23 protein-coding genes are annotated in these 25,576 nt (G+C 75.4%); 12 read left to right on the plus strand and 11 right to left on the minus strand.

The window, feature by feature from the left end:
• Positions 1 to 54: 54 nt before the first annotated feature.
• Both ACGFNF_RS14100 and ACGFNF_RS14105 read right to left on the minus strand, forming a co-directional pair.
• A complete protein-coding gene (locus ACGFNF_RS14100; protein ID WP_393168027.1) occupies positions 55 to 804 on the minus strand; it encodes a YidC/Oxa1 family membrane protein insertase in 750 nt (249 codons plus the stop codon).
• A gap of 93 nt (positions 805 to 897) precedes the next feature.
• Complete coding sequence (locus ACGFNF_RS14105; protein ID WP_393168029.1) at positions 898 to 1,191, minus strand: DUF6412 domain-containing protein; 294 nt, start codon at positions 1,189 to 1,191, stop codon at positions 898 to 900.
• Positions 1,192 to 1,507: 316 nt separating this feature from the next.
• Here ACGFNF_RS14105 and ACGFNF_RS14110 point away from each other — a divergent pair, with 316 nt between their 5' ends.
• From ACGFNF_RS14110 to ACGFNF_RS14135, 6 genes are all read left to right on the plus strand, one after another.
• The gene (locus ACGFNF_RS14110) at positions 1,508 to 1,978 is read left to right on the plus strand and encodes a hypothetical protein (protein WP_393168031.1); all 471 of its coding nucleotides are present in this window, start codon (positions 1,508 to 1,510) and stop codon (positions 1,976 to 1,978) included.
• A gap of 38 nt (positions 1,979 to 2,016) precedes the next feature.
• A complete protein-coding gene (locus ACGFNF_RS14115; RefSeq protein WP_393168182.1) occupies positions 2,017 to 2,364 on the plus strand; it encodes a hypothetical protein in 348 nt (115 codons plus the stop codon).
• 137 nt (positions 2,365 to 2,501) lie between these two features.
• Entirely contained in the window at positions 2,502 to 3,650 is a 1,149-nt protein-coding gene (locus ACGFNF_RS14120; RefSeq protein WP_393168033.1) for a glutamate--cysteine ligase, read from the plus strand.
• Positions 3,651 to 3,663: 13 nt separating this feature from the next.
• Positions 3,664 to 5,043, plus strand: coding sequence for an FAD-dependent oxidoreductase (locus ACGFNF_RS14125; RefSeq protein WP_393168035.1), 1,380 nt, complete (start codon positions 3,664 to 3,666; stop codon positions 5,041 to 5,043).
• 151 nt (positions 5,044 to 5,194) lie between these two features.
• On the plus strand, positions 5,195 to 6,613 hold the full coding sequence (locus ACGFNF_RS14130; RefSeq protein WP_357577256.1) for a WGR domain-containing protein: 1,419 nt from the start codon (positions 5,195 to 5,197) through the stop codon (positions 6,611 to 6,613).
• 190 nt (positions 6,614 to 6,803) lie between these two features.
• A complete protein-coding gene (locus ACGFNF_RS14135) occupies positions 6,804 to 7,688 on the plus strand; it encodes an aminoglycoside phosphotransferase family protein (protein WP_393168037.1) in 885 nt (294 codons plus the stop codon).
• 24 nt (positions 7,689 to 7,712) lie between these two features.
• Here ACGFNF_RS14135 and ACGFNF_RS14140 read toward each other — a convergent pair whose 3' ends face one another.
• Positions 7,713 to 8,522 (minus strand): Fpg/Nei family DNA glycosylase, encoded by an 810-nt coding sequence (locus ACGFNF_RS14140; RefSeq protein ID WP_393168039.1) that lies wholly within the window; start codon positions 8,520 to 8,522, stop codon positions 7,713 to 7,715.
• Positions 8,523 to 8,966: 444 nt separating this feature from the next.
• Between ACGFNF_RS14140 and ACGFNF_RS14145 the strand changes: the two genes are divergently transcribed.
• The 4 genes from ACGFNF_RS14145 to rocD all read left to right on the plus strand — a co-directional run bounded on the left by ACGFNF_RS14145 (position 8,967) and on the right by rocD (position 12,903).
• Positions 8,967 to 9,530 carry a hypothetical protein gene (locus ACGFNF_RS14145; RefSeq protein ID WP_393168041.1) on the plus strand — a complete coding sequence of 188 codons (564 nt, stop codon included), beginning with the start codon at positions 8,967 to 8,969 and terminating at the stop codon, positions 9,528 to 9,530.
• Positions 9,531 to 9,695: 165 nt separating this feature from the next.
• Positions 9,696 to 10,535: a thrombospondin gene (locus tag ACGFNF_RS14150; protein WP_393168043.1), complete on the plus strand. Its 840-nt coding sequence runs from the start codon at positions 9,696 to 9,698 to the stop codon at positions 10,533 to 10,535.
• Between the two features lie 341 nt (positions 10,536 to 10,876).
• Positions 10,877 to 11,692: a dimethylargininase gene (gene ddaH / locus ACGFNF_RS14155; protein WP_393168184.1), complete on the plus strand. Its 816-nt coding sequence runs from the start codon at positions 10,877 to 10,879 to the stop codon at positions 11,690 to 11,692.
• Complete coding sequence (gene rocD, locus ACGFNF_RS14160) at positions 11,689 to 12,903, plus strand: ornithine--oxo-acid transaminase (protein WP_393168045.1); 1,215 nt, start codon at positions 11,689 to 11,691, stop codon at positions 12,901 to 12,903. Before ddaH ends, rocD begins: the two co-directional genes overlap by 4 nt.
• 65 nt (positions 12,904 to 12,968) lie before the next feature.
• Here the strand turns inward: rocD and ACGFNF_RS14165 are convergent, their stop codons facing one another.
• Both ACGFNF_RS14165 and ACGFNF_RS14170 read right to left on the minus strand, forming a co-directional pair.
• On the minus strand, positions 12,969 to 14,120 hold the full coding sequence (locus ACGFNF_RS14165) for an FHA domain-containing protein (RefSeq protein ID WP_357577262.1): 1,152 nt from the start codon (positions 14,118 to 14,120) through the stop codon (positions 12,969 to 12,971).
• Positions 14,117 to 14,410 carry a 4a-hydroxytetrahydrobiopterin dehydratase gene (locus tag ACGFNF_RS14170; RefSeq protein WP_151455679.1) on the minus strand — a complete coding sequence of 98 codons (294 nt, stop codon included), beginning with the start codon at positions 14,408 to 14,410 and terminating at the stop codon, positions 14,117 to 14,119. The genes ACGFNF_RS14165 and ACGFNF_RS14170 overlap by 4 nt, the downstream gene beginning before the upstream one ends.
• Before the next feature lie 198 nt (positions 14,411 to 14,608).
• Here ACGFNF_RS14170 and ACGFNF_RS14175 point away from each other — a divergent pair, with 198 nt between their 5' ends.
• Positions 14,609 to 15,382 carry a hypothetical protein gene (locus ACGFNF_RS14175; protein ID WP_393168048.1) on the plus strand — a complete coding sequence of 258 codons (774 nt, stop codon included), beginning with the start codon at positions 14,609 to 14,611 and terminating at the stop codon, positions 15,380 to 15,382.
• A gap of 58 nt (positions 15,383 to 15,440) precedes the next feature.
• Here ACGFNF_RS14175 and ACGFNF_RS14180 read toward each other — a convergent pair whose 3' ends face one another.
• The 5 genes from ACGFNF_RS14180 to ACGFNF_RS14200 all read right to left on the minus strand — a co-directional run bounded on the left by ACGFNF_RS14180 (position 15,441) and on the right by ACGFNF_RS14200 (position 22,597).
• Positions 15,441 to 16,490: a fatty acid desaturase family protein gene (locus ACGFNF_RS14180; RefSeq protein ID WP_393168050.1), complete on the minus strand. Its 1,050-nt coding sequence runs from the start codon at positions 16,488 to 16,490 to the stop codon at positions 15,441 to 15,443.
• Positions 16,491 to 16,641: 151 nt separating this feature from the next.
• Positions 16,642 to 20,370 carry an SCO7613 C-terminal domain-containing membrane protein gene (locus tag ACGFNF_RS14185; protein ID WP_393168052.1) on the minus strand — a complete coding sequence of 1,243 codons (3,729 nt, stop codon included), beginning with the start codon at positions 20,368 to 20,370 and terminating at the stop codon, positions 16,642 to 16,644.
• A 47-nt stretch (positions 20,371 to 20,417) separates the two neighbouring features.
• Complete coding sequence (gene cutA / locus ACGFNF_RS14190) at positions 20,418 to 20,738, minus strand: divalent-cation tolerance protein CutA (protein WP_311413068.1); 321 nt, start codon at positions 20,736 to 20,738, stop codon at positions 20,418 to 20,420.
• A 9-nt stretch (positions 20,739 to 20,747) separates the two neighbouring features.
• The gene (locus tag ACGFNF_RS14195; RefSeq protein ID WP_393168054.1) at positions 20,748 to 21,764 is read right to left on the minus strand and encodes a 1-acyl-sn-glycerol-3-phosphate acyltransferase; all 1,017 of its coding nucleotides are present in this window, start codon (positions 21,762 to 21,764) and stop codon (positions 20,748 to 20,750) included.
• Positions 21,764 to 22,597, minus strand: coding sequence for a patatin-like phospholipase family protein (locus ACGFNF_RS14200; protein WP_132231132.1), 834 nt, complete (start codon positions 22,595 to 22,597; stop codon positions 21,764 to 21,766). The genes ACGFNF_RS14195 and ACGFNF_RS14200 overlap by 1 nt, the downstream gene beginning before the upstream one ends.
• A gap of 259 nt (positions 22,598 to 22,856) precedes the next feature.
• Here ACGFNF_RS14200 and ACGFNF_RS14205 point away from each other — a divergent pair, with 259 nt between their 5' ends.
• Complete coding sequence (locus ACGFNF_RS14205; protein WP_393168056.1) at positions 22,857 to 24,389, plus strand: serine/threonine-protein kinase; 1,533 nt, start codon at positions 22,857 to 22,859, stop codon at positions 24,387 to 24,389.
• Positions 24,390 to 24,399: 10 nt separating this feature from the next.
• Here the strand turns inward: ACGFNF_RS14205 and ACGFNF_RS14210 are convergent, their stop codons facing one another.
• Positions 24,400 to 25,461 carry a glycosyltransferase family 4 protein gene (locus ACGFNF_RS14210; protein ID WP_393168186.1) on the minus strand — a complete coding sequence of 354 codons (1,062 nt, stop codon included), beginning with the start codon at positions 25,459 to 25,461 and terminating at the stop codon, positions 24,400 to 24,402.
• Positions 25,462 to 25,576 lie beyond the last annotated feature (115 nt).

A 25,576-nucleotide genomic window follows, 5' to 3' on the forward strand; every position in this document is an offset into this window, starting at 1 on the left:
GGGACGGGCGAGAGAGCGCTCTCCCAGGAGTTGTACGTGCCGGCTCCGCAGATGTCAACGCTCATCGATGCGGGCCGGCTCGGGCCGCGGGCGGCGCAGCACCGCCTGCTCCCCCGCCGACCAGGCGGTGGTGGTGACCAGGTAGATCACCGCGGCCAGCGGCAGCACCAGCGCCACCAGCACCGTCGTGTACGGCAGCAGCGGCAGCAGCCGGCCGAGCACCGCTGCGCCGGGCCCCTCGGTCGGCGTACCGGCCACCGTTCCCGTCGCCGCCGCCGCGCGCCGCATCCGTCGCGACGTCCACCAGGCGAGAACGAGCAGGGCCGCCAGCAGGACGCCGAACAGCGGCAGCGCGCCGCCGACCGCCCCGTCACCGAGGTGGTGGCCCAGTGGCACACCGGCCAGGCGCTCGGCCAGCAGCCCGGTGCCGCCCTCGGCGGTGGTGAAGAGCCGGTACATCACCAGCAGGAACGGGGCCTGGAGCAGCAGCGGCAGGCAGCCGGCCACCGGGCTGGCGCCGTTGGCCCGGTAGAGCGCGAACAGTTCGCCCTGCAACCGGGTGGGGTCGTCCGCGTACCGCCGCTGAAGCTCGCGGACCTCGGGGGCGAGCGCCGCGCGGCGCCGCTCCCCGCGGACCTGCATGAGGGTGAGCGGCGAGATCAGCAACCGGACGACGACGGTGAGGGCGACGATGGCGGCGGCCGTGGCCGCGTCGCCGGCCAGCGGTTCCAGCAGGGTGGTGAACCAGGTGAGCGCGCGGCCGGCGGCGCCGACGGCGTCGTGCAGAGGTGCGAAGGCGAGCATGGGTGACCCCTCGGTCCGATTCCGGGTGCCGGTCCGGCGGGAAGGCGGGTCGCCGGACGGGCGGATGGCGGCGGAATCGGCCGCGCGGCGGTGCTACGCGGCCGAGGGGAACGGCCCGGGCGCGCGGGGACGGGGACGCCCGGCGGCGTCCGGGTCGACCTGCCGCGGCACCCGACGGCGGCGGGCCCGGGCCCGCAGGGCGGCGGCACGGCCGGCCCGGGGCGTGTCGACGACGCCGGCCGCGTGCGCCGCGAGCGCGACGGCGAGCAGTGCCACCGCGGCGAGCGCGGCCCCGGCGAGCAGCCCGACCGGGCGGTCGGCGAGCAGGGTCAGGTGGGCGAGGGCGTACGCCCACGTCCCCAGCACGATCCCCAGCAGCCCCGGCACGCCGACCAGCCTAGGACCCGCTGTCACGCCACCCGGTCCAGTTGGCGCAACGAGCCCGCTGCACCGGCTCTGACCTGCTCTTATACGACAGGTCCGGGGTGGACGGGGGCGCGGCGGAAGTGGTACGACTTGGGTGCGTCGACAGCCAACGACGTCGTGTCGTCCTTCTCGGTCACCGGTGTGCTTCCGCGTCGTCGGCGGGCCACGCCGGCCCGGACGGTGGGAGCGGGTCCTCCCGGTACACCGTCGGCACCGGGCGCCCGCCCCGGCCGACGGGCCGCCTCGACGAGGTGGCGGGCCATTCTGAGGAGCTGCCGTGCCCCACAACCGAATCCGATCGAGGCACCAGCCCTTCGAGATCGCCATCATGGCGACCGCCCCCGTGTGCGGGGTCCTCCTGATCGTCCTCGACGCCCGGCCGCAGTCGGTGGAGATGGCCATGCCGGGACCCATCCAGGTGGGGTGGGAGTCGGGCCTCATCGTGGCCGGCGTCGCCGGGCTGCTGGGCGTGCTCTGGCCGGGCCGGCTCTCCACGGGCCTCGGCATCGAACTCGCGTCGGTGCTCGTGCTGGGCACGATCACCGGCATGCACGCCGTCGCCCTGGCGGTGGTCGCCGGCGCGCAGGGGGTCGCGGCGATGGCGTTCATCGTCGCGGTGGCCGTCGGCTCCGTGTGGCGCGCCGTCCAGATCGCGCTCGACCTGCGCCGGCTGGCCGTGGCCGGTCAGGCCACCCAGTTGGCCGGGGTGGACGTCGGGGGCACCTTCTCCGCCAGGGGTGGGCTGTGAACACCACGGCGCCGGCCGCCCCGCACTGGGTGCAGGTCCTGCTCTCCGTCCTCGGCGTGCTCGGGGGGACCGGCGGCCTCGCCGTCATCGCCACCGTCATCGTGCAGCGGGGCAAGTTCAAGGCGGACGCCGCCGACACCCTCACCGACGCCGCCCTCACGCTGGTGCAGCCGCTGCGCACCCGGGTCGCCGAGCTGGAGGAGGCCGCGCTGCTCACCCGGGCGCAGCTCGACTCGGCCCGCGAGCAGGAACGGCAGCTGCGGGCGACGGTCTGGGACCTGCGCCGGACCCTGGACCGGTGGCGGGAGGCCATCCTGGCCCCGGACGCCACGCTGCGCCGCGTCCGCGCCCTGGTGCGCGACGGTGAGGACCGCGGGTCACGGTGACCCGCGGTGTGATCGCCCTTGTGGGTGCGCGGTGGGCGACACGCCGGGGCGCGTTTCTCCGCCTCCGCACGGTGGGTAACCACTGACCGACCCCGCGCGGACGGACCGCTGCCGGGCGCGAACGGACGGTGGTGACGATGACCGGCCAGGTGGCGGAGGCTCCGAGCGGTACGGCCGAGGGGACCGACCTGCTCACGGTGGGTGTCGAGGAGGAGTTCCTGCTCGTCGACCCGCACACCGGGGCCGCGGTGCCCGCTGTCGACCTCGTCATGGAGCAGGTGCCGCCCGAGCTGCGCGGTCAGGTGGAGCGGGAGTTCCAGACCAGCCAGATCGAGATCGGCAGCCCGCCCGGCCTGGAACTCTCCTCAATCCGGCACTCCCTCGGCGTGCTGCGGGCCGCGCTCGCCGACGCGGCCGAGCGGGCCGGCGTACGGCTGCTGGCCATCGGCACCGGGCCGGTCGACGGTCCGGTGCCCCCGGTGGTCGACAAGCCCCGCTTCGACCGGATGATCGAGCGGTTCCGCCTGCTGGTCCCCGGCCCCGGCAACAACGGCATGCACGTGCACGTCGGAGTGCCCGACCCGGAGACCGGCGTGCAGGTGCTCAACCACGTCCGGCCCTGGCTGCCGGTGCTGCACGCCGTCACCACCAACTCCCCCTTCGCCAGGGGCGAGGACACCGGGTACGCGAGCTGGCGGTCGGTGGAGTGGGAGCGCTGGCCGTCGGTGGCGCCCACCCCGTACCTGGAGTCCCACGAGCACTACGAACGGCTGATCCGGCAGCTCATCGCCAGCGGCGTGATGCTCGACGAGGGGATGCTCTACTGGTACGCCCGCCTGTCGGCCAAGTACCCGACGGTGGAGATCCGCATCGGCGACGTCTGCCCGTCGGTGGACGACGCGGTGCTCGTCGCCGCGCTGGTCCGGGCCATGGTGGCGACCGCGATGGACGACATCGCCGCCGGGCGGCCGGCCCTGCGTACCGACCACCACCTGCTGGTCGCCGCGCACTGGCGGGCGGCCCACGACGGGCAGGAGGGGGACGGCGTCGACCTGACCGACGGCGAGCTGCGGCCGGCCTGGGAGCTGTTCGACCAGCTGATCGAGCGGCTGCGCCCGGCGCTGGAACGGCACGGCGACCTCGACGAGGTGACCGGGCTCGTCGCCGGGCTGCGCCGGCACGGCACCGGAGCGGCCCGGCAGCGCGCCGTCTTCGCGCGTACCGGCAGGCTCGTGGACGTGGTGGAGGACGTCGCGCGGCAGACCCGTGGCGCGGGCCGCTCGTGACAGGATGGTGAACGTGGCGCAACGGCTGATCGTCATCGGTGGGGACGCCGCGGGAATGGCGGCGGCGTCGCAGGCGCGACGCCGGCGGGACCGCGGCGACCTGGAGATCGTCGCCTTCGAGCGGGGGCACTTCACGTCGTACTCGGCGTGCGGCATCCCGTACTGGATCAGCGGGCTGGTGCCCGAACGGGACCAGTTGATCGCCCGCGACCCGGAGACGTTCCGGGAGAAGTTCGACATCGACGTCCGGCTCCGGCACGAGGTGACCGGCATCGACCTCGACCGGCGCGAGGTCGTCGCGCGGGACCTCGACGGCGGCGGCGAGGTCCGGGAGCGTTTCGACACCCTGATGTACGCCACCGGGGCGCTGCCGAAGAAGCCCGGCTGGGCGGACACCGACGCCGGCGGGGTCTTCGGCATGCAGACCCTCGACGACGGCGCCGCGCTGCGCGATTGGCTGGACGCCGAGCCCCGGCCGCGTCGGGCGGTGGTGATCGGCGGCGGCTACATCGGCGTGGAGATGGCCGAGGCGCTGATCCAGCGCGGGCTCGCCGTCACCCTGGTCGAGCAGGCCGAGCAGCCGATGGCCACCGTGGACCCGGACATGGCCGAGCTCGTCACGGACGCGATGCGGGGCATCGGCGTCACCATCCGCACCGGCCTCGGGGTGACCGGCCTGGAGGAGACCGACGGCCGGGTGTCCGCCGTGGTCACCGCCGAGGGCCCCATCCCCACCGACGTGGTCGTCCTCGGTCTGGGCCTACGCCCCAACACCGAGCTCGCGGAGGCGGCCGGGCTGCCGCTGGGCACCACCGGCGGCATCCGGGTGGACCGCAGGATGCGGGTGCAGGGAGTGCCGGACGTGTGGGCCGCCGGCGACTGCGTGGAGACGGTGCACCGGGTGACCGGGCTGCCCGTGCACGTGCCGCTGGGCACCCACGCCAACAAGCAGGGCCGGGTCGCCGGCATCAACATCGGCGGCGGGTACGCCACCTTCGCCGGGGTGATCGGCACCGCCGTCACCAAGGTCTGCGACCTGGAGGTCGGGCGCACCGGGTTGCGCGAGAAGGACGCCGCGGCGGCGGGGTTCGAGTTCGTCTCGGTGATCGCCGAGTCGACCAACCGCGCCGGCTACTACCCGGGCGCCCGGCCGATGACGGTGAAGCTGATCGCGGAGAAGCCCAGCGGGCGGCTGCTCGGGGCGCAGATCGTGGGCTGGTCCGAGGCGGCCAAGCGGATCGACACCCTCGCGGTGGCGCTGTGGAACGGCATGACGGTGGACGACATGACCGCGCTCGACCTGGGCTACGCCCCGCCGTACGCCCCGGTCTGGGACCCGGTGCTGATCGCCGCCCGCAAGGCCGTCGACGCCCTGGCCGCCGTCGGCCGCTGAGCGTCAGGTGTGCGGAAGGGCCCCTTCCTGTCGCGTACGCGATGGGAAGGGGCCCTTCCTTGCGTGCGTGTCGGGGGTGGCCGTTAGCGTGTGCCCGCTCGCGCCCCACCGGTCACGCCAGGCCGGTCGCTGACCCCCCTCGGAGGCCCCCATGCCGCAGGAGACGACCTACCTCGAACTGTCCGAAGCGGATGGTGCGCACAAGTTCTACGAGGTCGTCGTCGACGACGCCGCGCTGACCGTCCGCTACGGCCGGATCGGCGACCAGGGCCAGGTCAAGACCACGGCCTACGCCGACAACGCCAAGGCCCGCGCGGCGGCGGCGAAGAAGATCGGCGAGAAGGTCCGCAAGGGGTACGCCCCGGCCGTGCGCGGCGTGCGGCAGAAGCGCGCCGTCTCCCGGCGGCAGATCGTCAGCACCCGCTCCACCGCCCGCACCGCCCCGGTGCTGTGGCGTTACGACTCCGGCGCCCCCGCCTTCGGCATCTTCGTCGACGGGCAGAGCTGCATGGTCGGCAACGAGCGCGGGGTCATCACCACGCTCGGCCACGACGCCCGGGTGCTCGACCAGGTCCGCCTCCCCGACGGGGTGAAGTGCATCGTCGCCGACGACGCCTGGATCTACGCGGGCTGCGACGACGGCAACGTCTACGACCTGTCCGGCAAGGTGCCCCGGGTGGCCTACGAGATCGCGCCGGAGATCGACATCTATTGGCTGGACATCCACGACGGGGTGCTGGGCGTCTCCGACGCGGGCGGCGGCATCGTCGCCGTCGACCACGAGGACGAGTTCCTCTGGCGCCGGCAGGGTCGCGGCCGATCGGCGTGGATGGTGCGCTGCGACGCCGACGCGCTCTACCACGGCCACTCCCAGGGGGTGACCAGCTACGACTGGCGGACGGGCCAGGAGCGGTGGCACACCCGTACCGGATCGGTGCTCTTCGGTTGGCAGGAGCGCGACGCGGTCTTCGCGGGCACCGGCACCCGGGAGGTGGTGCGGCTGGCGAAGGACGGCCGCGCCGAGCGCACCTACCGCTGCGACGCCCCGGTCTTCTCCTGCGCCACGGCCGAGGGCGGCCGGTTCGTCTTCGCCGGCGACAGCCAGTCCTCGATCTACTGCTTCGACGCGGCCGGCAACCGGCTGTGGAAGCTCGGCACCGGCTGCGGCTCGGCCTACTCGATGCAGTACCACGAGGATCGGCTCTACGTGGTCACCACCAGCGGCCACCTGGCCTGCATCGACGCCAGCGAGCCGGCGATCCGGGCGGCGGAGGCCGGCAGCGTGCCGGAGGTGGTCGACGTCAAGGCCCCGCCCCGGATGCCGGAGCCGGCGGCCTGGACGACGGTCGAGGTGACCAGCGACGTCGACGGCGGCGTGATGGTGCAGTGCGTCGAGGACCGGGGTCGGCTGCGGGTGCACGTGGTCTCCCCCGGCTACCACCGGGACTGGTCCGTGCAGTTCCCGAAGGGCATCCGCGAGCCGGGCGCGCGCTACCTGGTCACCCAGGTCCGCGAGTCCGGCCGGGGCGGCTTCTACCGCGCCCACGGCGACATCCGCCGCCTCCGCTGACAGCGCTCCCTCCCCCGCCCCCTCCCCTCCGCCGCCTGCTCGCCCCCTCCCCGACGCGGTGATCAAGAGGTTTGCGTCCGGTTCGATCTCCGTTGCGGACCCGAACCTCTTGATCACCACCACCGGCGGTGGGCGGGGAATCGGTGGTGCGGGGTGGGTGGGCGGGCGCTGGTGAAGGAAGGATGGCCGGGTGGATTCCGAACTCCTGATCCCCGACGGGCTGGGCTGGGTGCGGGGCACGCCGGCCGGGCGGGAGTGGCTGGCGGCGCTGCCGGAGCGCCTGGCCGCCTGCGCCGAGCGCTGGTCGCTGCGGCTCGGGCCGCCCTTCCCGTACGCCTTCGCCTCGCTGGCCCTGCCGGCGGAGCTGCCCGACGGCACGCCGGCGGTGCTGAAGCTCCAGTACCCGGACCCCGACAGCGTCCACGAGGCGACGGCACTGGAGTGCTGGGCCGGGGTGGGGGCGGCCCGGCTGCTCGCCCACGACCCGCAGCGGCGGGCGCTGCTGGTCGAGCGGTGCGTGCCCGGCACTCCGCTGCACGAGTTGCCCGCCGACGCGGCGCTGGACGCGGCGGTGGAGTTGCTGCCCCGGGTCTGGCGTCCGGCCGGTGCGCCGTTCACCCCGCTCGCCGAGGAGGCAGCCGGCTGGGCGGAACGGTTGCCGGCCAACTGGGAGCGGGCCGGCCGGCCCTACGAGCGGCGGCTGCTCGACACGGCGCTGGGGCTGCTGGCGGACCTCGTCGACAGCCAGGGCGAGCAGGTGCTCGTCAACCAGGACCTGCACGCCGGCAACGTGCTGCGGGCCACCCGGGAGCCGTGGCTGGTCATCGACCCGAAGCCGCTGACCGGCGAGCGCGAGTTCGGGGTGGTGCCGCTGGTGCGCGGCGCGGAGCTGGGGCACTCGCCGGACGCCGTCCGGCACCGGCTGGACCGGCTCAGCGCGGAGCTGGGGCTGGACCGGGATCGGGTGTGGGGCTGGACGGTCGGGCAGACGCTGGCCTGGAGCATCGGCGAGGGGCAGGTCTTCCCCAACCAGGTCGAGGTGGTCCGCTGGCTGCTCGCCGCGCCTCCCCGGTGAGACCGACGTCGGCGTGGGCGGCGGTCAGGACGGTTGGCAGGTGGGACACCAGTAAAGGTTGCGGCCGGCCAGTTCGCCCCGGCTGATTGGCGTGGCGCAGACGTGGCAGGGGTCGCCGGGGCGGCGGTAGACGTACACCTCGCCGCCGTGCCGGTCGACGCGGGCGGGGCGGCCCATCGCCTCGGGCAGGTGCGCGTCGCGGACGGTGTCGATGCGGCCGCGGCCGACGGCGAGCCGCATCAGCGCCACCAGGTCGGCCCAGAGCGCGTCCCAGCCGGCGCGGGTCAGCCGCCGGCCGGGCAGCGTCGGCGGCAGCCCGGCCCGGAACAGCGCCTCGGTGACGAAGATCAGCCCGGTGCCGGCCACCACCGACTGGTCGAGCAGCAGCGCGGCCAGCGGCGTGGGGCTGCGGGAGATCCGGGCGTACGCCCGCTCGGGGTCGGCGTCGGCGCGCAGCGGGTCGGGGCCGAGCCGGGCCCGCAGCGCCGCCACCTCGGGCGGGGTGAGCAGCTCGCAGGCGGTGGGGCCGCGCAGGTCGAGCCAGTGCCGGTCGCTGGTGAGCCGCAGCCGCACCTGGCCGACCGGCTCCGGCGGCTCCCCGGCGCCGTCGGTGAACTTCCCGTAGAGCCCGAGGTGGATGTGCAGGGTCAGCTCGCCCGCGTGGTGGTGCAGCAGGTGCTTGCCGTACGCCTCGGTGGCCTCCAGGACGGTGCCGGATAGGCGGGCCGCGCCCTCGGCGAAGCGGCCCTGCGGGCTGGCGGCGTGCAACTTGTCCCCGCCGAACAGCTCGGCGTGCCGCGCCGCCAGGCGGTGGATGGTGTGTCCCTCTGGCACGGGTGCCAAGGATACGTGCGGCTCGCGGGGCCGCCGACCGTGGCGTGCTGCGGATGCTCGCGCCCCGCCCGGTCGGTCGGCGGGGCCGGACGGAGGCGCGGAGGAATTCGTCGACTTCTAATAGATACGGCTTGCCCCGGCGTGGGGTGCCGCCCGGCTGCCGGGCGGCACCCCCTCGTTTCGGTCGACCCGCTGCCGGGAAGAGGTCGGGACAGGCCGACACAGGGAGGCACCACGATGGATCACCGCACCCCCCGGCGTTCCGCCACCAGACTGCGGCGATCCACCGCCCTCGGTGTGTCGTTGCTCGGTGCCATCGGCCTCGGCGGTGGCTGTACCGCCCCGGCCGACGATCAGGGTCAGAGCACGGCACCCACCCCTTCGGCGACCGTGTCGACGCCCACCGCGACGGCTCCGCTGCCCTCGCCCAGCGGGAAGGCGCCGGTGACCATTCCCACCTCGGCCTTCCTCGAACTGCCGCCGGAGCATCGGAAGTCGCCCCGGACGACGACGCCCGTCGCAAACGCCCTACCCAAGCTGTGCGGCGAGGAGTTCGGCACCGGCGGTCGGGCGGTGACCGCGAGCGCCTCGATGATGAACGTCTACAAGCAGATCGAGGACCCGCCCGAGAACGTGCCGTACGGCACCGTCACGCAGACCATCTTCACCTTCGAGGGCGAGGGCGCCTCGGACTACCTGCGGCGGCTGCGCGACTCGCTCGACTCGTGCCAGTCCTACCGCCGGTCGGGGGCCACCGTCGAGGTCCGGACCCGCCCGCTGCCCGGCGTCGGCGACGAGGCCCTGCTCGTGACCCAGACCTGGCCGCAGACGGACCTGCAGGGCAACCGCACCGGCGGCGACGCGGTCAGCCAGATCGCCGTGATCCGTGTCGACGACGTCACGACGGTGCTCCACGACCAGGGCTGGGAGGGCACCAGCGGCAGCCCGGACCTCATGGACGACTTCGCCCGCACCGCCGTCCGCGCCCTCGACACGTGGCAGCGGTAGGACGCCGCGCCCGGCTGCACGCGCGGATCGGAACCTCCTCCGCACCGACCCGGCCCACCGCCGCGCGCGCCCGGTGTCGCGGAACGACCGCCTGGGTATTGCAGAGGCGTACCGCGTGGGCGGCAGTCGTTGCATCGGCCACCACGCATTCACGAGGAGGTGTGTGTGGTGAAGATTCCCTCGCTGTCCCGCAGGTCGGAAGAGGCGCCGACACGGGACGAGAACCTCGACGGCCGCGTCGACGACCGTGACGCTCCCGCCGGCACCGGCCGGGACGGCGTACCGCGGGCCGACGCGGACGGCAGCAGCGGGCCCAGCCGTCCGGTGGTCACCGACCGCGACGGCGAGCAGACGACCTACCGCAGCAGCGCCGCGCCCGACGGCGCCGGGCGGGACGGCGCCGCCGAGCGGCGGGCGGCCGAGCGGGCGGCCGTCGCCCGGGCGGCCACGGCCCGGCCCACCGACGACGACCACCGACGCGTCCCCCGGAGCACCGAGCCCGACCCGACCCTTGAACGGACCCTCGACGGTCGGACGACCGATCTGGACCGGAACGCGACGCTGGGCGCCCGGACGGACCGGGACCGCGCGCTCGACGGAGACACCGTGGAGCGGCCCGTCGACCGCGACGGCGACGGCGTTCCCGACCGCGAGCCGGAGCGGGCGGTGGTCGCCGGCCCGAAGCCCCGGGCCAGCATCCTCGCCACGCTGGGGCTGATCGTCGGCGTGGCCGGGGCGCTCTTCGTGCTCACCGGCAGCCTCGCCGGGTACGGCATCGCCCTCGGCGCCCTCGGCGCGGTCCTCGCGGTGCTGGGCCTGATGGCCACCCGTCGCCGGCACATCGCCGGCAAGACCGACGCGCTGCTCGGCGTCGCGCTGGGTCTCGGCGCGGTGGTGCTCGGCGTGCTGGCGATGACCGGCCAGTTCGACTGGCCGACCACCGACGGGGACTGGGTGCAGCGGTTCCGCGAGTGGCTTGACTCACAGTTTGTGGACCGCTTCTAGCGGGCACTGTTCGGCTCGCCGGCGGTGCGCCGGCAGCGCCGGTGGTTCACCGGCGACGCCCGACCAGCCTGGTGGTTCACCAGCCGGGCAACCCTTGTTCGGGGGCGGCGATTCGCCGCCCCCGAAGTGTTTTCCGGGCCCAACTTCCGGCCGGGCACACCAACAGGGGCAGATACGCAACGAACCATCGTCCAGCACTCCCCAGACGCAACGTTTCGTCGGCCTGCGCAACTTCCAGCGGTGGATTCCACCATCGGCGCCGCATAACGTTGAGCAACGGCGCCAGCCCGTGGGCCGAAGGTGGCCGGGCGCGCCCGACCCCTGGGAGCAGGACAATGACGATGGACGCCACCAGCCAGCGCTTCCTGATGTGCCGGCCGACGTACTTCGCCGTCGACTACGCCATCAACCCGTGGATGGACCCGACCGCACCGGTCGACACCGACCTCGCCGTCCGGCAGTGGGAGCAGCTGCGCCAGATCTACCGGGACCTGGGCCACACCGTCGAGGAGATCGCTCCGGTGCCCGGCCTGCCCGACATGGTGTTCGCCGCCAACGGCGGCACGGTGATCGACGGCAAGGCCATGGCCGTGCAGTTCCGCGACCCGCAGCGCGCCGACGAGGCCCCCGCCTACCGCGCCTGGTTCGAGGCCGCCGGCTTCGAGATGCACGACCCGAAGCACGTCAACGAGGGCGAGGGCGACATCCTGCTGGCCGGCGACTTCCTGCTGGCCGGCACCGGCTTCCGCACCGCGCACGCCTCGCACGCGCAGCTCCAGGAGGTCTTCGGCTACCCCGTGGTGACCATGCAGCTGGTCGACCCGCGCTTCTACCACCTGGACACGGCGCTCACCGTGCTCGACGAGCGGACGGTGGCGTACCTGCCGGAGGCGTTCTCGCCGGGCAGCCGGGCGGTGCTGCGCCGGCTCTTCCCCGACGCGGTGCACGCCACCCTCGCCGACGCCGAGGTCTTCGGGCTGAACGCGGTAAGCGACGGCCGGCACGTGGTGCTGCCGGAGCAGGCCACCGGCCTGGCCGCGAAGCTGCGCGACCGGGGCTACGAGACGATCGGTGTCGACCTCTCCGAGCTGCGCAAGGCCGGCGGCGGACCGAAGTGCTGCACGTTGCGACTCCGTCAGGGAAAGGCGAGCCAGTGATCGACGACATGCTGCGGACGCCGGAGGCGATCCGCGACGCGGAGCGGTGGACCGCGCACAACTACCACCCGCTGCCGGTGGTCATCTCCTCCGCCGAGGGCTCCTGGTTGACCGACGTGGACGGCCGCCGCTACCTCGACTGCCTGGCCGGCTACTCGGCGCTGAACTTCGGCCACCGCCACCCGACGCTGATCGCCGCCGCGCACGCGCAGCTCGACCGGCTGACGCTCACCAGCCGGGCGTTCGTCCACGACCAGTTCGCCGACTTCTGCCGCGAGCTGGCCGAGCTGTGCCGCAAGGACCTCGTGCTGCCGATGAACACCGGCGCCGAGGCCGTGGAGACCGGCATCAAGGTCGCCCGCAAGTGGGGCTACCAGGTCAAGGGCGTCGCGCCGGGGCAGGCCAACATCGTGGTGGCCGAGGGGAACTTCCACGGCCGGACGACCACCATCGTCAGCTTCTCCACCGACGAGGACGCGCGGGCCGACTTCGGGCCGTACACCCCGGGGTTCACGGTCGTCCCCTACGGCGACCTGGCGGCGCTGGCCGCCGCCATCGACGAGAACACCGTCGCGGTGCTGATCGAGCCGATCCAGGGCGAGCAGGGCGTCGTCGTGCCGCCGGAGGGCTACCTGCCGGGCGTACGCCGGGTCTGCACCGAGCAGAACGTGCTCTTCATCGCCGACGAGATCCAGTCCGGCCTCGGCCGGACCGGGGACACCTTCGCCTGCGACCACGAGGGCGTCACGCCCGACATGTACCTGCTGGGCAAGGCCCTCGGTGGCGGCATCGTGCCGGTCTCCGCGGTAGCCGCGAACGCCGACGTGCTCGGCGTGCTCAGGCCGGGCCAGCACGGCTCCACGTTCGGCGGCAACCCGCTGGCCTGCGCCGTCGCGACCGAGGTCGTCCGGCTGCTGGCCACCGGCGAGTTCCAGCGCCGCTCGACCGAGCTGGGCACCCGGCTGCACGCCGGCCTCCGGTCGCTGGTCGGCAGGGGCCTCGTCGCGGTGCGGGGCCGGGGCCTGTGGGCCGGCCTCGACATCGACCCGGCGCTGATGAGCGGCCGGGAGGCGTGCGAGCGGCTCGCCGAGCGCGGGGTGCTCGCCAAGGACACCCACGGCGCCACCATCCGGCTCGCCCCGCCGCTGGTGATCACCGAGGAGGAGATCGACCACGCGGTCGCCCAGCTCGCCGCGGTGCTGGCCGGCTGAGCCCCGTACGACACGGGCGGGCGTCGGGACCACGGTCCCGGCGCCCGCCGTCGTCTCCCGGCGGCTCAGCGGGGCAGGCGCATCGCCATCGTGGGTGCCTCGGCCATGACCGACGTGGGCGTGTAGGGGGCGCCGGTGGGAAGCTCGTCGGGCCGGCCGATCTGCACGCCCGGGTAGAGCTCCACCATGTCGCCCTCGGCCAGCACCCGGGACTGCTGCGGCGCCAGCGGGACCCGGTCGGGCTCCGCCATCGACCCGCCCGGGCGGATGCCCGAGCCGTTGGTGCTCACGTCGGTCACGATCACCTCGCCGACCCGCAGCTCGAACCGGACGTGGCTGCGGCTGATCCAGCGGCGCGCCTCGTCGTTGAGCCACTGCCCGAGGGTGATCCCGCCGGACTGGTCGGGGGCGCGGCCGACCACTGCCGGCTCCTCCTCGGTGAGCACGAAGCGTCGGCGGATCAGCCCGCCCACCCGCACGGCCAGGACGGCGCTCCGCGGTCGCGGACCGGCGTCGCCGAGCCGGGTGCCGTGCCGGGGGCAGGTCGGCACGCCGCCGCGCAGCGTGGGCGGCGGCTGGCCGGCTGGGCTGCGCTCCACCACCCGGGACAGGTCGGCGAATGCCCCGCCGCCCCCACCACCGCCGAAGAGCGCGCAGCCGGGCTCCGCGCAGCGCCAGCGCCGGGCGAGCAGCTTCACGCCGGCCGGTGACCGGTCACCGGCGACGGGCGTGTGCCCGCCGCCGACGTGGGCGACGAAGGCCGGCCCGCCGGCGCCGGGCACCGGGGCGAGCACCCGGCCGGCCTGCTCAACCAGCCACGGGTAGCGCCCGCGCAGGCCGTCGGCCCGCACCCGGGTGAGCACGGGCAGCCCGAGCAGGTCCGCCACCTCCAGCATCCGGTCGCCCGGGTTGTCGAGCACCTCGACCAGCCCGTCGTCGGCCCACCGGCGGACCACCATGCGCTCGTTGGAGGTGAGGTCGGCGTCGGAGAGCAGGGCCCGGTGGACCACCGCGTAGACCGGGACGCTGTCCTCCTCCATCTCCCGGGCGAGGGCGTCGATCACCATGCCGAGGCGGAGCAGGCTCGCCGGCCGACCGCCGTCGAGATCCTGGTAGCGGATCACCTCGGCCAGGTCGACGACGGCCCGGGCCAGCGACGGGTCGGTGCTGACCCGGCCCTCGATGGCGTCCAGCACCTTGCTGATCTCGAATCTCATCCGACGCTCCCCACGATCTCGTCGATCCGCCGAGCCAGTTCCAGGTCACGCCGCGTGACCCCACCCGCCGAGTGCGTGACGCACCGGAAGGTCAGGGCCCGCCAGCGGATGTCGATGTCGGGGTGGTGGTCCAGTTCCTCCGCCGTCACGGCGACCCGGTCGACCACCGCGATGGCCGCCGGGAAGCTGGCCAGCTCCACGGTGCGGGTGATCCCGGCGGGGTCTCCCGACCAGCCCGCCAGCCCACCCAGCTCGTCTCGCACCGCCTCGGCGGTGAGCACGTCTGCCATGGGGAGACCCTACCGGGACCGGTCGCGACGACGCCGACCAGCGGCGGGAGGTGTGGCCCACCCCGGCGGCGCGGCGGCCCGGGGACCGCCACGGCATAGATGAGCGGCTGTGGACCGGCGGGGTTAGGCTGACCGGCGGCCCGGCCGGGCCCGCGACCGACGTCGCCCCGGCCCACCCTGCGTGAGGAGATTTCCACGATGAACACTCGACGGCTGGCGACCACGGGGGTCGCGCTCGTCGCCGCGCTCGCCCTCGGTCTCACCGGGTGCGGTACGGGGACGGACACGGCTGCTCCGGCCGGCGACGGTGGCACCACCGGCGCGGCACCGGCCAGCAGCGCCCCCGCCGACGCCCGCGCCGAGCTGGCCGCCGCCGCGCAGAAGCTGAACCAGCAGACCGTCAAGATGCGGCTCACGTCGCCGGTCATCAACGGCAGCGGCGTGATGGACCCGGCCACCAAGACCGGCGACATGACGCTGAAGATGGGCGCGGAGGGCACCTTCCGGATCCTGATGCTCGGCAACGACGTCTACCTGAAGGTCACCGGCATGCAGGGGATGCCGAAGAAGTGGATGCACATGGACGCCACCAAGCTCGGCAAGAGCGGTCAGCTCAACCTGATGCCCGACGGCGACCCGGGCGGCGCGAAGCAGATGGTCGAGAGCGTGGTGGACGTCGAGAAGACCGGTCCGGGCAGCTACTCCGGCACCCTCGACTACACCCGCACCAAGCCCGACGACAAGGCCATCCAGGCCCTCGGTGACAAGGCGAAGGCCGTCCCGTTCACCGCCAGGGTGGACGACCAGAACCGGCTCGTCGAGTTCGCCATCGACACCCAGGTGCTGCACGAGTCGCTGGGCACCATGATCACCAACTACTCGGACTTCGGTGCCCCGGTCACCGTCAAGAAGCCCGCCGCGGGCGACACGCAGGAGGCCCCGCAGGAGCTGATCGAGTCCATGGGCTCCTGAGCCCTACCGCACACGGAACGGGGGCGGCGCCGGTCGGCGTCGCCCCCGTTCGCGCGTGTCAGCCGCGCAGCGGCCGGCCCACCTCGTGCAGGTGCGCGAGCGCCTGACGGTACGACTCGACCAGCCCCGTCTCGGCGTACGGGATGCCCTGCTCGGCGCAGTAGGCGCGGACGATCGGCCGGGCCCGGCGCAGGTTGGCCCGGGGCATGTTCGGGAACAGGTGGTGCTCGATCTGGTAGTTGAGCCCGCCCAGGGCGACGTCGACGAGCCGGCCGCCCCGCACGTTGCGGGAGGTGAGCACCTGCTTACGCAGGAAGTCCAGGTCGTCGTCGGCGGTGGGCATCGGCATGCCCTTGTGGTTGGGGGCGAACGAGCAGCCCATGTAGAAGCCCCACAGCCCCTGGTGGACCGCGACGAAGAGCAGCGCCTTCACCGGCGACATCACCAGCAGCAGCGCACCGAGGTAGCCGACGGCGTGCAGGACCAGCAGCAGCGCCTCGACGCCGCGGTGCCGCATCGGGGTGCGGAACCTGCCGTCGGAGTCCCGGCCCACGATCGCCTGCACGCTCGCCACGTGCAGGGCGAGCCCCTCCAGCAGCAGCATCGGGAAGAACAGCCACGCCTGCCGACGGGCCAGCCGGCGACCGAACCCGCGCGTCGCGGCGGCCTGCTCGTACGTCCAGACCAGCGCGCCGGCCCCGACGTCGGGGTCCTCGTCGGAGTGGTTGGGGTTGGCGTGGTGCCGGTTGTGCTTGTCGACCCACCAGCCGTAGCTCAGCCCGACCGCCAGGTTGCCGGTGAGCAGGCCGATGGCCTCGCTCGGCCCGCGCCGCCGGAACATCTGCCGGTGGCCGGCGTCGTGGCCGAGGAACGCGACCTGCGTGGTGGCGACGGCGAGGAAGACGGCGACCAGGAGTTGCGCCCACGAGTCGCCGACCAGGCCGACGGCCGCCCAGCCCGCCGCGAAGACGCCAAGCGTGAGCACGATCCGGGTCACGTACCGGCCCGGGCGTCGCTCCAGCAGGCCCGCCCCGCTGATCCGCCGGGACAACTGCGCGTAGTCACTGCCCCGCCGTACCGGCGGTTCCGCCACCGCTCCGAGCACCATCGCGGCTCCGTTCCCGTTCCTCGATCCCGGGACGTGCCGGCCGGCGCGTCCCGCTTCCAGTCTCCGGCGAACGGTTGCGCTGAGTAACCCTGCCCACCCCCGGTTCGGGGGTAGGGCGAGCCCTACCTCCGGCACCCGTGACCGGGCCTGATCAGCCCATCCGGCCGACGGCGGCCCGGAGCCGGGCCAGGTCCCGGCGGCGCCGCTCGTAGGTCGTGGCGAGCCCGATCAGCGCGAACCCGCCGACGGCCAGGAAGATCCACCGGGGCAGCAGGTCCCAGCCACGGACCAGTTCGTGCAGCGCGAGCAGTGCCAGGGTCACCCCGCCCAGCAGCACCGGCGCCTGCCAGCGGCGGGTCGCCCCGGCGAGCACCGCGGCGAGCGCGGCGACGCCCAGCAGCAGCCGCCGCCACGGCTGGGGGTCCGCAGCCACCAGCACCGACACCAGGCTCGGCAGCAGCCCGGCCGCGAGCCCCGGGCCCAGCGCCAGCCAGCTGTTCAACCCCGGCCGGGTACGCAGCGCCACCACGCCCGCCACGAGAGCCAGCGCCGCCGCCGGCACCGTGTACGCCTCCAGCACCGCCACGTCCCCGGCGGCCAGCAGCAGCCAGCCGCCGAGCAGCTCACTGCCGCCGGCGATGCCCGCGAAGGCCCACCGCCGGCCCGCCGACTCACCCCGGGGCAGCACCCGCAGCGCGACGGCGGCGCCCCACAGCACGCAGACCGCCGCGGCGTGGCGCAGCGAGCCCACCGCGAGCAGCAGCGCGACCAGCGCCACCGCCTGAGCCGCCGCGTCCAACGCCGCCGCCGTGGCCCGTCCCCGGCGGGCCGGACCGGCCGGGGACGCCCCGACCTGACCGAGCACCGCCGCGGCGGCCAGGGTGAGTGCCGCGACGGCGAGCACGCTGAACGTGGCCGCCCGTACCGGCAGCCCGCCGGCCAGCGGCGCGACGACCGCGAGGCTGGTCGCGGCGGCCACCGCGACCAGGGCACCGCCCAGCCGGGCGTCGTCCCGGCGGGCCGCCACCCCGACCACCGCCGCCGCGACGACGAGCACGCCGAGGCCGACGATCGTGCCCGTCCGGGTGGCCAGCAGGCCGAGCAGCCCGGACGCCGCCAACACCAGACCCACCGGCAACCCGACCGGGGCGAGCAGCGGACGCGGTGCGGCCAGGGCGGCGAGCAGCACCAGGGCCACCCCGCCGAGCAGCGTGCCGACCGGCAGCACCGGCCACGGCACCCCTGCGGCCACCAGCAGCACGGGCAGCGCGGCCGCGGCGAACGGCACCGCGACCAGCGCGGCCCGCCACCAACCGGCGCCCGCCGACGCGACGGCGCCCGCCGACGCGACCGCGCCCGCCGACGGAACGGCGTCCGCGCCGGTAAGGCCGGTCCGCACGACAGCCCGGTCCTGCCGGCCGGCCAGCACCCCGGCCACCGCCAGCACGGCCAACGCCAGGCCCACCGGGAGCGCCCCCGGGTCGGCCCGGACCGTGGGCGCCCCGGACCAGGGCGACACCTCGCCGTACGGGGCGACGAGCGCCGTCAACGCCACCGGCAGGGCGGCGGCGGCCGAGACCACGAGCAGCCCGATGCCGGCCACCCGCAGTACGACGTCGGAGCGCACCGCACCGCCCAGCGTCGCCAGCAGGACCGCCACGGCGGCGTAGAGCGTCACCGGTTCGTCGGCCGGTACGACCAGCGGCGCCAACCCGACCGCCGCGACGGCCACGGCGACCCCGACGGAGGCGTACGCCCGCAGGTCGGGCCAGTGCCGGCGGACCGCGAGCAGCCCGACGGGCAGCAGCGCGACGGCGGCGAGCGCCGCCCGCGCCTGCCACCAGGCCGGCGCCCCGGCGGCGAGGAGGGCGACGACCGCGCCGGCCGGCACCGCGACCGGCACGACGGCCGACGCCGCCCCGGCCACCCGGCGCTGCGCGGCCGTGCCGCGTCGGCCGGCCGCCGCCACGGCGGTCCCGGCGACCAGCACCACCGCGAGCGCCGCACCCGCACCCGCCGTCGCGGCGAGCCCGACGACCAGTCCGTGCCCGAGCAGAAGGGTCCCGGCCACCCCCGCGGCCAGGACCGTCCAGGACCGGACGCCGGGACGCCCCACCGCGACGGCCAACAGGCCCACCGCCGCCACCAGGTCCAGCGCCACCACCGCGGGCCAGGGCGACGGCCAGCCGGCCGGCACCGCCAGCACGACGGCCGCCGCGCCGATCGCGGCCAGCGCCGGCCGGGCGGCCCTCGGCAGCAACAGCCCGAAGGCGGCCACGGTCAGCGCGATCGCCGCCGGAAGCTGCCACCCCCCGTCGGCGTCGGGCCCGGCCGCGGCCCCCTGCCACGGCGGCAGCGACCGGCCAGCGGTGGCGCCGGCGAGCGCGACGGCCAGCAGCACGACGAACTGCGCCATCCCGCCGGCCACCAGCAGCGCGCCGGCCCGGGGACCGGGCCGCCACCCGGCGGGCAGCAGCCGTACCGCGCCGGCCACCGCCACCACGACCAGCGCCGTGAGCAGCAGCGACAGGTCCAGCTCGACGATCGGACGGATCACCGCGCCGGCCAGCACCGGCACCAGCAGCGCGGCGGCCACGGCGCGGAACACCGCCCCGCCGGTGAGCAGCGCGGTGCCGAGCAGGGTCAGCGCCACCAGCAGCAGCGGCGCACCGGCCAGCAGCGGAACGCCGGCGGCCCGGCCGAGGGCCAGCGGTACGAGGGCACAGCACGCGGCCACGAACAGCGCGCCCGCGTGCCCCACCCAGGCGAGGACGCGCCCGGCGAGGACCGCCGGACGCTCGCCGGACGGCGCGGGCGCCACGCCGGCCGGGGCGACGGCACCGGCCGGGGCGACGGCACCGGCGACCGGGCCACCAGCGGTCGGGCCGCCGGCCGCCGGCGTCCCGACGGCACCGGCACCGGCCGCCGGGGCGCCCCGACGGCGCAGCGCGACCAGCACCGCCAGGTCGAGCAGCGCCACCCCCAGGAAGGTCATCGCCCAGCCGGCGGCGTCCGGCCGGGCGTCGACGACGAGCAGGGGCAGCACCGGCTGCGCGGTCAGCAGGGCCGCGAACCACGGCACGGTCAGTCCGCTGAGCCGGGCGTACCCGGCGGCGACCGCCGCGCTGGCCCCCCCGACCAGCGCGGCGTACCGGGTGGCGGGCCAGTCCGCCACCCCGACCAGGTCCACCGACCAGGCGGCGTACCCGTCGAGGAGCACCAGCAGCAGCCCGACGGCGGCGAAGGTCTCCGCGGTGCCGCGCAGCCCACGCCGCACCGCCACCAGCGGCGCGGCCAGGGCGAGGGCGGTGAACGCGAACAGGATCAGGGCCCGGCCGGCGACCCCCACCGACGCCCAGGCGACCGCCGTGAAGACCACCGCGGCGGTGCCCAGCAGCAGCCCGCCGAGGACGAAGAGCAGGCCCTGCACCGTACGGGTGGAGGTCTCCGCCCCGCCGACGCCCGCACCCGCCGGCGCGGGGACCGGAGCGACCGGCCCCCGGCCCGGCCAGGCCGGCACCGGGGTCGCGGCCGGCGGCGGGGTCACGCCCGGCGCCGGGCGCACCGGCACCGGGGCCGCGACGGACGCGGGGCGCACCGGCCCTGCGGTCGCGGGCGCCGCCGGGCGCGGGGCGGGGAACTCCGCCCGCACCGCGGCGGCCAGCGCCGCCCGACGCTGCCGGGCCGTGTTCAGCCGGCCGGCGAGCCCCTGGTACGCGGCGCGGGCCCGCTCGACCTCGCCGCCGAGCGCGACGATCTCCCGGTCGAGCCGGACCACCTCGGCGGCGGCCGGGTACGGCGGTCGGCCGCAACCGGAGCAGCCGGAGCCGAGGTCGGCCGGCGCGCCGCAGGCGGGACAGGGGTAACCGGTGTTCTGCACCCGGCCATCATGGTGGCCGGGAGATCACCTGACCAGAGTGCGGGTACTCAGGGCCGGGTGTGCTCGTGCACCCAGGCGGCGTAGGCGGGGTCGCCGCTCTCCACCCGGGTGACCAGGATCTCCGGCACCTCGTACGGGTGGCTGGCCCGGATCTGCTCCACCAGCGCGGCGGCCCGGTCCGGCGCGGTCTTGAACTGCACCGACCACTCGGTGCTGGTGTCCACCCCGGAACGCCACCAGTAGGTGCTGTCCACCTGGCCGCCCACCTGGGCGCAGGCCGCGAGCCGACCGGCGACGGCCGCCGCCGCCATCACGTCCGCGACCGAGCGGGCGTCCACCACCGTCGTCACCACGCAGATCTGGTCCACCAGCGCACCCTACGCGGCACCGTCCCGATTGGCCGCGATCCACTCGTCGATCCGCGCCCACCAGTCGAAAAGCCAGTCGATCCGCTCCTGGCGACCGGTCGGCACCTCCTCCGGCGGCACCGACCAGAACCGCATGATGATCCGCTTGTCCATCGGCAGTTCCCGCCACACGTCGCCGACGCTCAGCATCCGGTCCAGGCCGGTGTGCGCCACGAAGATCACCCCGGCGTCGGGCGCGGCGTCCAGCGCCGCGAGCAGCCCGCCCGGCTGCGGGGCGAGCACATGCCGCATCCGCTCCGCGCGCCGCGCCATCCGTTCGAGGCCGAGGCCGCGCAGCTTCTCGATGGCCCGCAGCCGGCGGCCGGGGGTGAAGTTGCCACCCTCCGGGAAGATCACGAACGCGTCGTCGTCGTCCAGGCCGTGGGCCAGGTGCCCGATCTGCTCGGTCACCGACCCCCGGCGGTCCGGGCCCGGCGCGAGGAAGCGGTTCGGCAGGCGGTTGAGCAGCACGTCGACCGCCGGGTCCCACTGGAGGCTGTCCTTCAGCACGATCCGCGGCTCCCGGTTGAACCAGTTGACCAGGGCGTGGATCAGGATGAACGAGTCGCCCGGGCCGGCGTGCCGGCAGAGCACCAGCTCGGGCCGGCCGGGCAGGGCCGTGTCCGGGTCGGTGCCCACCACGTCGATGCTCAGGTGCAGCGCCCAGCGGGCGTGCCAGAAGAGCGCCCGCAGGAACCAGCCGGCGAGCACGTAGTGCGCCCGCTGGAAGCCGGGCGAGCGGACCCGCCAGCCGAAGCCGGAGGCGACCCAGAGCACGAAGAGCGCGAGCAGCGCCGTCGCGTCCCAGACCAGGTAGACGCAGCCGAGCCAGAGCAGGCGCAGCGGCCGCAGCCGGCCCGGGACCAGCGGCGAGGCGGCCGCCGCGAGCAGCGCCCAGACCGGCAGGGTCGTCACGACCAGGAAGGCCAGCAGCACCACGCCGGGGGCCAGGAGCAGCCGGCGCACCCACCGCGGCGGTAGGGGCATCAGTGCTCCAACTGCGTCGCCAGGTAGCGCCGGGAGGCCGTGTAGGCGCGGCTGATCCGCCGCCCCACCGCCGCCATGTCCCGGTACGCCCACGGCGTGTCGTCGCGCGGCTCCAGCCCGCCGGTGGGCAGCACGTGCACCTCCACCCCGTCGGGCAGGGCCGCCATCTCCCGGGCGAACCGGTGCCGCCGGGCGATCTCGAACGCGACCTGGGCGATCTCCCAGGGGCGCCGGGGCGGGGTCAGGGCCCGCTCGATCCGGCCCACCTGGAGTACGAAGATCCGCGTGGCGCCCACGGCGACCGCCTCGCCGATCGGGATGGAGTTCACGATCCCGCCGTCGATGTAGTGCTGGTCGTCGATCCGGGCCGGCGGCAGGAGCCCCGGGACCGAGGCGGAGGCGAGCACGGCCGGCACCAGCGGCCCGCTGTCGAACCAGTGCTCGGCGGCCCGCTCGATGTTGGCCGCGCAGCAGCGGAAGGGCACCTTGAGATCGGCGAAGGTGGTCTCCGCGCCCAGTTCGGCCTCCAGCAGCTTGCGCAGCGGGCGCGGCGAGTGCAGGTGGGTACGGGCGGCGAACCGGCGCAGTTGGCGGGCCACCGAGTCGCCGTACACCTCGCTCGCCTCGGGGGAGGCCCAGAGCCGGACCAGCCGGTCGGTGACCGCCTCGGACGGTTCGGCGGCGACCAGCGCGCCGTTGACCGCCCCGATCGAGGTGCCGAGCACCACGTCGGGCCGGATGCCGGCCCGGAACAGCGCCCGCAGCATGCCCACCTCGACCGCGCCGAGGACTCCCCCGCCCCCGAGCACGAACGCCACCGGTCCCTGCGACATGCGTTCCATCCTGGCACGGGCGGAAAAGTGCCCGCCCGGTGCCGGCCCGGGGGGGCGGCCGAGGGGCGGCCTCGGGGCAACCGAGGGGCGGCCCGGGCGGCGGCCCGAAGGCGGCCGAGGGGCGGCCCGGTGCCGGCCCGAGGGCGGCCGAGGGGCGGCTCGCCGAAGCGGCCCGGGTCCCGGAAGGTAGTCGACCGTTGACAGGCCCGACACATTCGCGCAACCTGATAGCGCTCCCACAGCGAGGCAGGTGCGTTCCGTGAAGCCAGCACTGCACCCCGGCCGGTTGCTGGCCCGCCGGTACCGGCTCGTCGACCAGATCGGCGCCGGCGGCATGTCGGTGATCTGGCGGGCGCGCGACGAGGTGCTCGACCGGATCGTGGCGCTGAAGGTGCTCGCCCCGTCGCTCGCCGCCGACGCCCGCTTCCGCGACATGGTGCGCGAGGAGGCCCGCGCCGCCGCCCAGCTCGTCCACCCGCACGTCACCTCGGTGCACGACTACGGCGAGACCGTCGCGCCCGACGGGTCGATCACGTCGTTCGTCGTGATGGAACTGCTGGCCGGCGAGGAGCTGGAGGTCCGGCTCACCGAGGGGCCGCTGCCGTGGGCCGAGGCGGTCGAGGTGGCCGCCCAGGTGGCGGACGCGCTCGCCGCCGCGCACCGGCTCGGCATCGTGCACCGGGACATCACCCCGGCCAACGTGATGATGACCCGGGCGGGGGTCAAGGTGCTCGACTTCGGCATCGCCACCCGGATCGGCGCGCCGGACGACGACGAGGACGGGGGCACCTTCGGCACGCCCGCGTACGTGGCGCCGGAACGGCTCGACGGGGCACCCGCCCAGCCGGCCACCGACGTGTACTCCCTCGGCGTGCTGCTCTACGAGGCGCTGACCGGTCGGGTGCCGTACCCGGCGGACACCTGGGAGCAGCTCAGCGAGGCGCTCGCCGGGGAGGGCCCGCCCTCGCTGGCCGACCTGCCGGGTCTGCCGCCGGAGGTCGCCCGCACCTGCCTGCGCTGCCTGGAGCGGGACCCGCTGGCGCGGCCCACCGCCCGCCAGGTCGCCACCCTCCTGCGCGACCAACTGCTTCCCGCCGATCCGCAGGCCGCCACCATGCTCGCGCCGACGGTCACCCTCCCTACCCTGCCCACCCAGCCGGCCACCCCGACCCCGGCGAACGGGACGGTGCCAGCAGATGGAGCGGTGCCGGGCACGGGAGGGCCGGACGCGGCAGGGTCCGAGCCGCGCAGCGCCCGCCACGCCCGGGAGCGCCGTCGGCGCCGCCTGCCGCGCCCGGTGCTGATCGTGCCGGTCGTACTGCTCGTGGGGGTGGCCCTGGCCGTGCCCGCGATCCGTCAGGAGGAGTCGAGCCCGCCCCGGGCGCTGCCCAGCACCGGCCCGTCCGACCCGCCGCCCTCCCCCACGCCCACGGCCGACGCCGCACCACCTCCGGCGGCCTCCCCGACCCCGACGTCCGCCCCACCGGTCGCACCCCGGCCGACCCCGACGTCCCCGGAGCGCGGCGACCTCATCGAGGCAGCCAACCGGGTCGACGGGCTGATCGGCGCCGGCCTCGACGACGGGGGGATCCGTCCCGACGTCGGCCTCGACTTCCGCAACGAGCTGCGTAACCTGACCGACGCGGCCCGCGCCCGCTCGGGCGACCTGGGCGAGCGGATCGCCCGGCTCCGCGAGAAGGTCGCGATCCGCCGCGGCGAGGGTGCCCTCACCGACGCGTACGCCCGCCGGCTGGACAGCGCGATCACCGCGCTCGGGGCGGCGCGGGTCTGACCGCCGGCGGTCAGCGGGCCCGCGCCCGGACCGGCTCCCGGGCCGCCTCGGGCGACGCCGCCTCCGCGATGAAGCGGCGGTACACCTCCTCGTAGCCGGTGGCCATCCGCCCGGTGGAGAAGTTCTCCGCCACGTGCGCGACGCAGGTCGCCGGGTCGATGCCCGTCGCCGCGCGCAGGGCGCTGGGCAGCTCGTCCACGTGCTCGCAGATCAGGCCGGTCCTGCCCGGTCGGACGAGTTCCGGCACCGCCCCCCGGTCCAGCGCCACCACCGGCGTCCCGGTCGCCATCGCCTCCACCATCACCATGCCGAAGGGCTCGTCCCACCGGATCGGCATGATCAGGCACCGGGCCTCGACCAGCAGCCGCAGCGCCTCGGCCCGGTCGGCGTCGAGCACCACCCGGACGTCCTCGCCGAGCAGGGGCCGGACCACCTGGTCGTAGTAGCGGCGCTCGGCCGGCTCGTTGCACTTGCCGGCCAGCACCAGCGGCAGGCCGGCGGCCCGGCAGGCCCGGATGGCGACGTCCGGGCCCTTGTCGGGGCTGAACCGGGCCAGCCAGAGCACCGGCCCCCGCCCGGGAGTGGTCTTGTGCGGGACGCCCCGGACGTCCATCGCGTTGTGCACCGTGCCGACCCAGTGCAGCGGCGGGTTGAGCCGGCGCTGGGCATGCGAGATGGCCACCAGCCCGACCCCCCTGTCGGTCTCGCTGAGCACGTCGCCGTACTCGCCCACGGGGTTGCCGTGCACGGTGGCCACGGTGGGCACGGCCCGGTGTCCGGCGATCAGCGGGCCGATGGTGGTGTGGTCGTGGACGATGTCGAAGTCGCCGGCGTGGACCCGGTGGTTGACCCGGGCCAGGTGGGCCAGCTCGGGCAGCGCCTCGCCGAGCCGGTCGAACTGGAGTTCGGGCACCGTCGAGACGAACGCCGCCGCGGTCCCGTGCTCCCGGCCCGCCCCGAACACGGTGACCGCGTGGCCCCGGTCGACAAGCGTCTCCACCAGGCCGGTCACCACCTGTTCCAGCCCGCCGTAGCCGGGCGGCGGCACCGACAGCCACGGCGGCACCACCATCGCGATCCGCAACGGCCGCGGTGCCGATCGGTCGGGCGACGGATGGTTCACGGCCACGGATTCCTCCCCCTCGGTCACTGCTGTGGCATCACCGGGCCGGCCCCGTGCCCGCTGG

Origin of the sequence: Micromonospora sp. NPDC048868 (assembly GCF_043198195.1) — a bacterium.
GTDB classification, from domain to species: Bacteria; Actinomycetota; Actinomycetes; order Mycobacteriales; family Micromonosporaceae; genus Micromonospora; species Micromonospora reichwaldensis.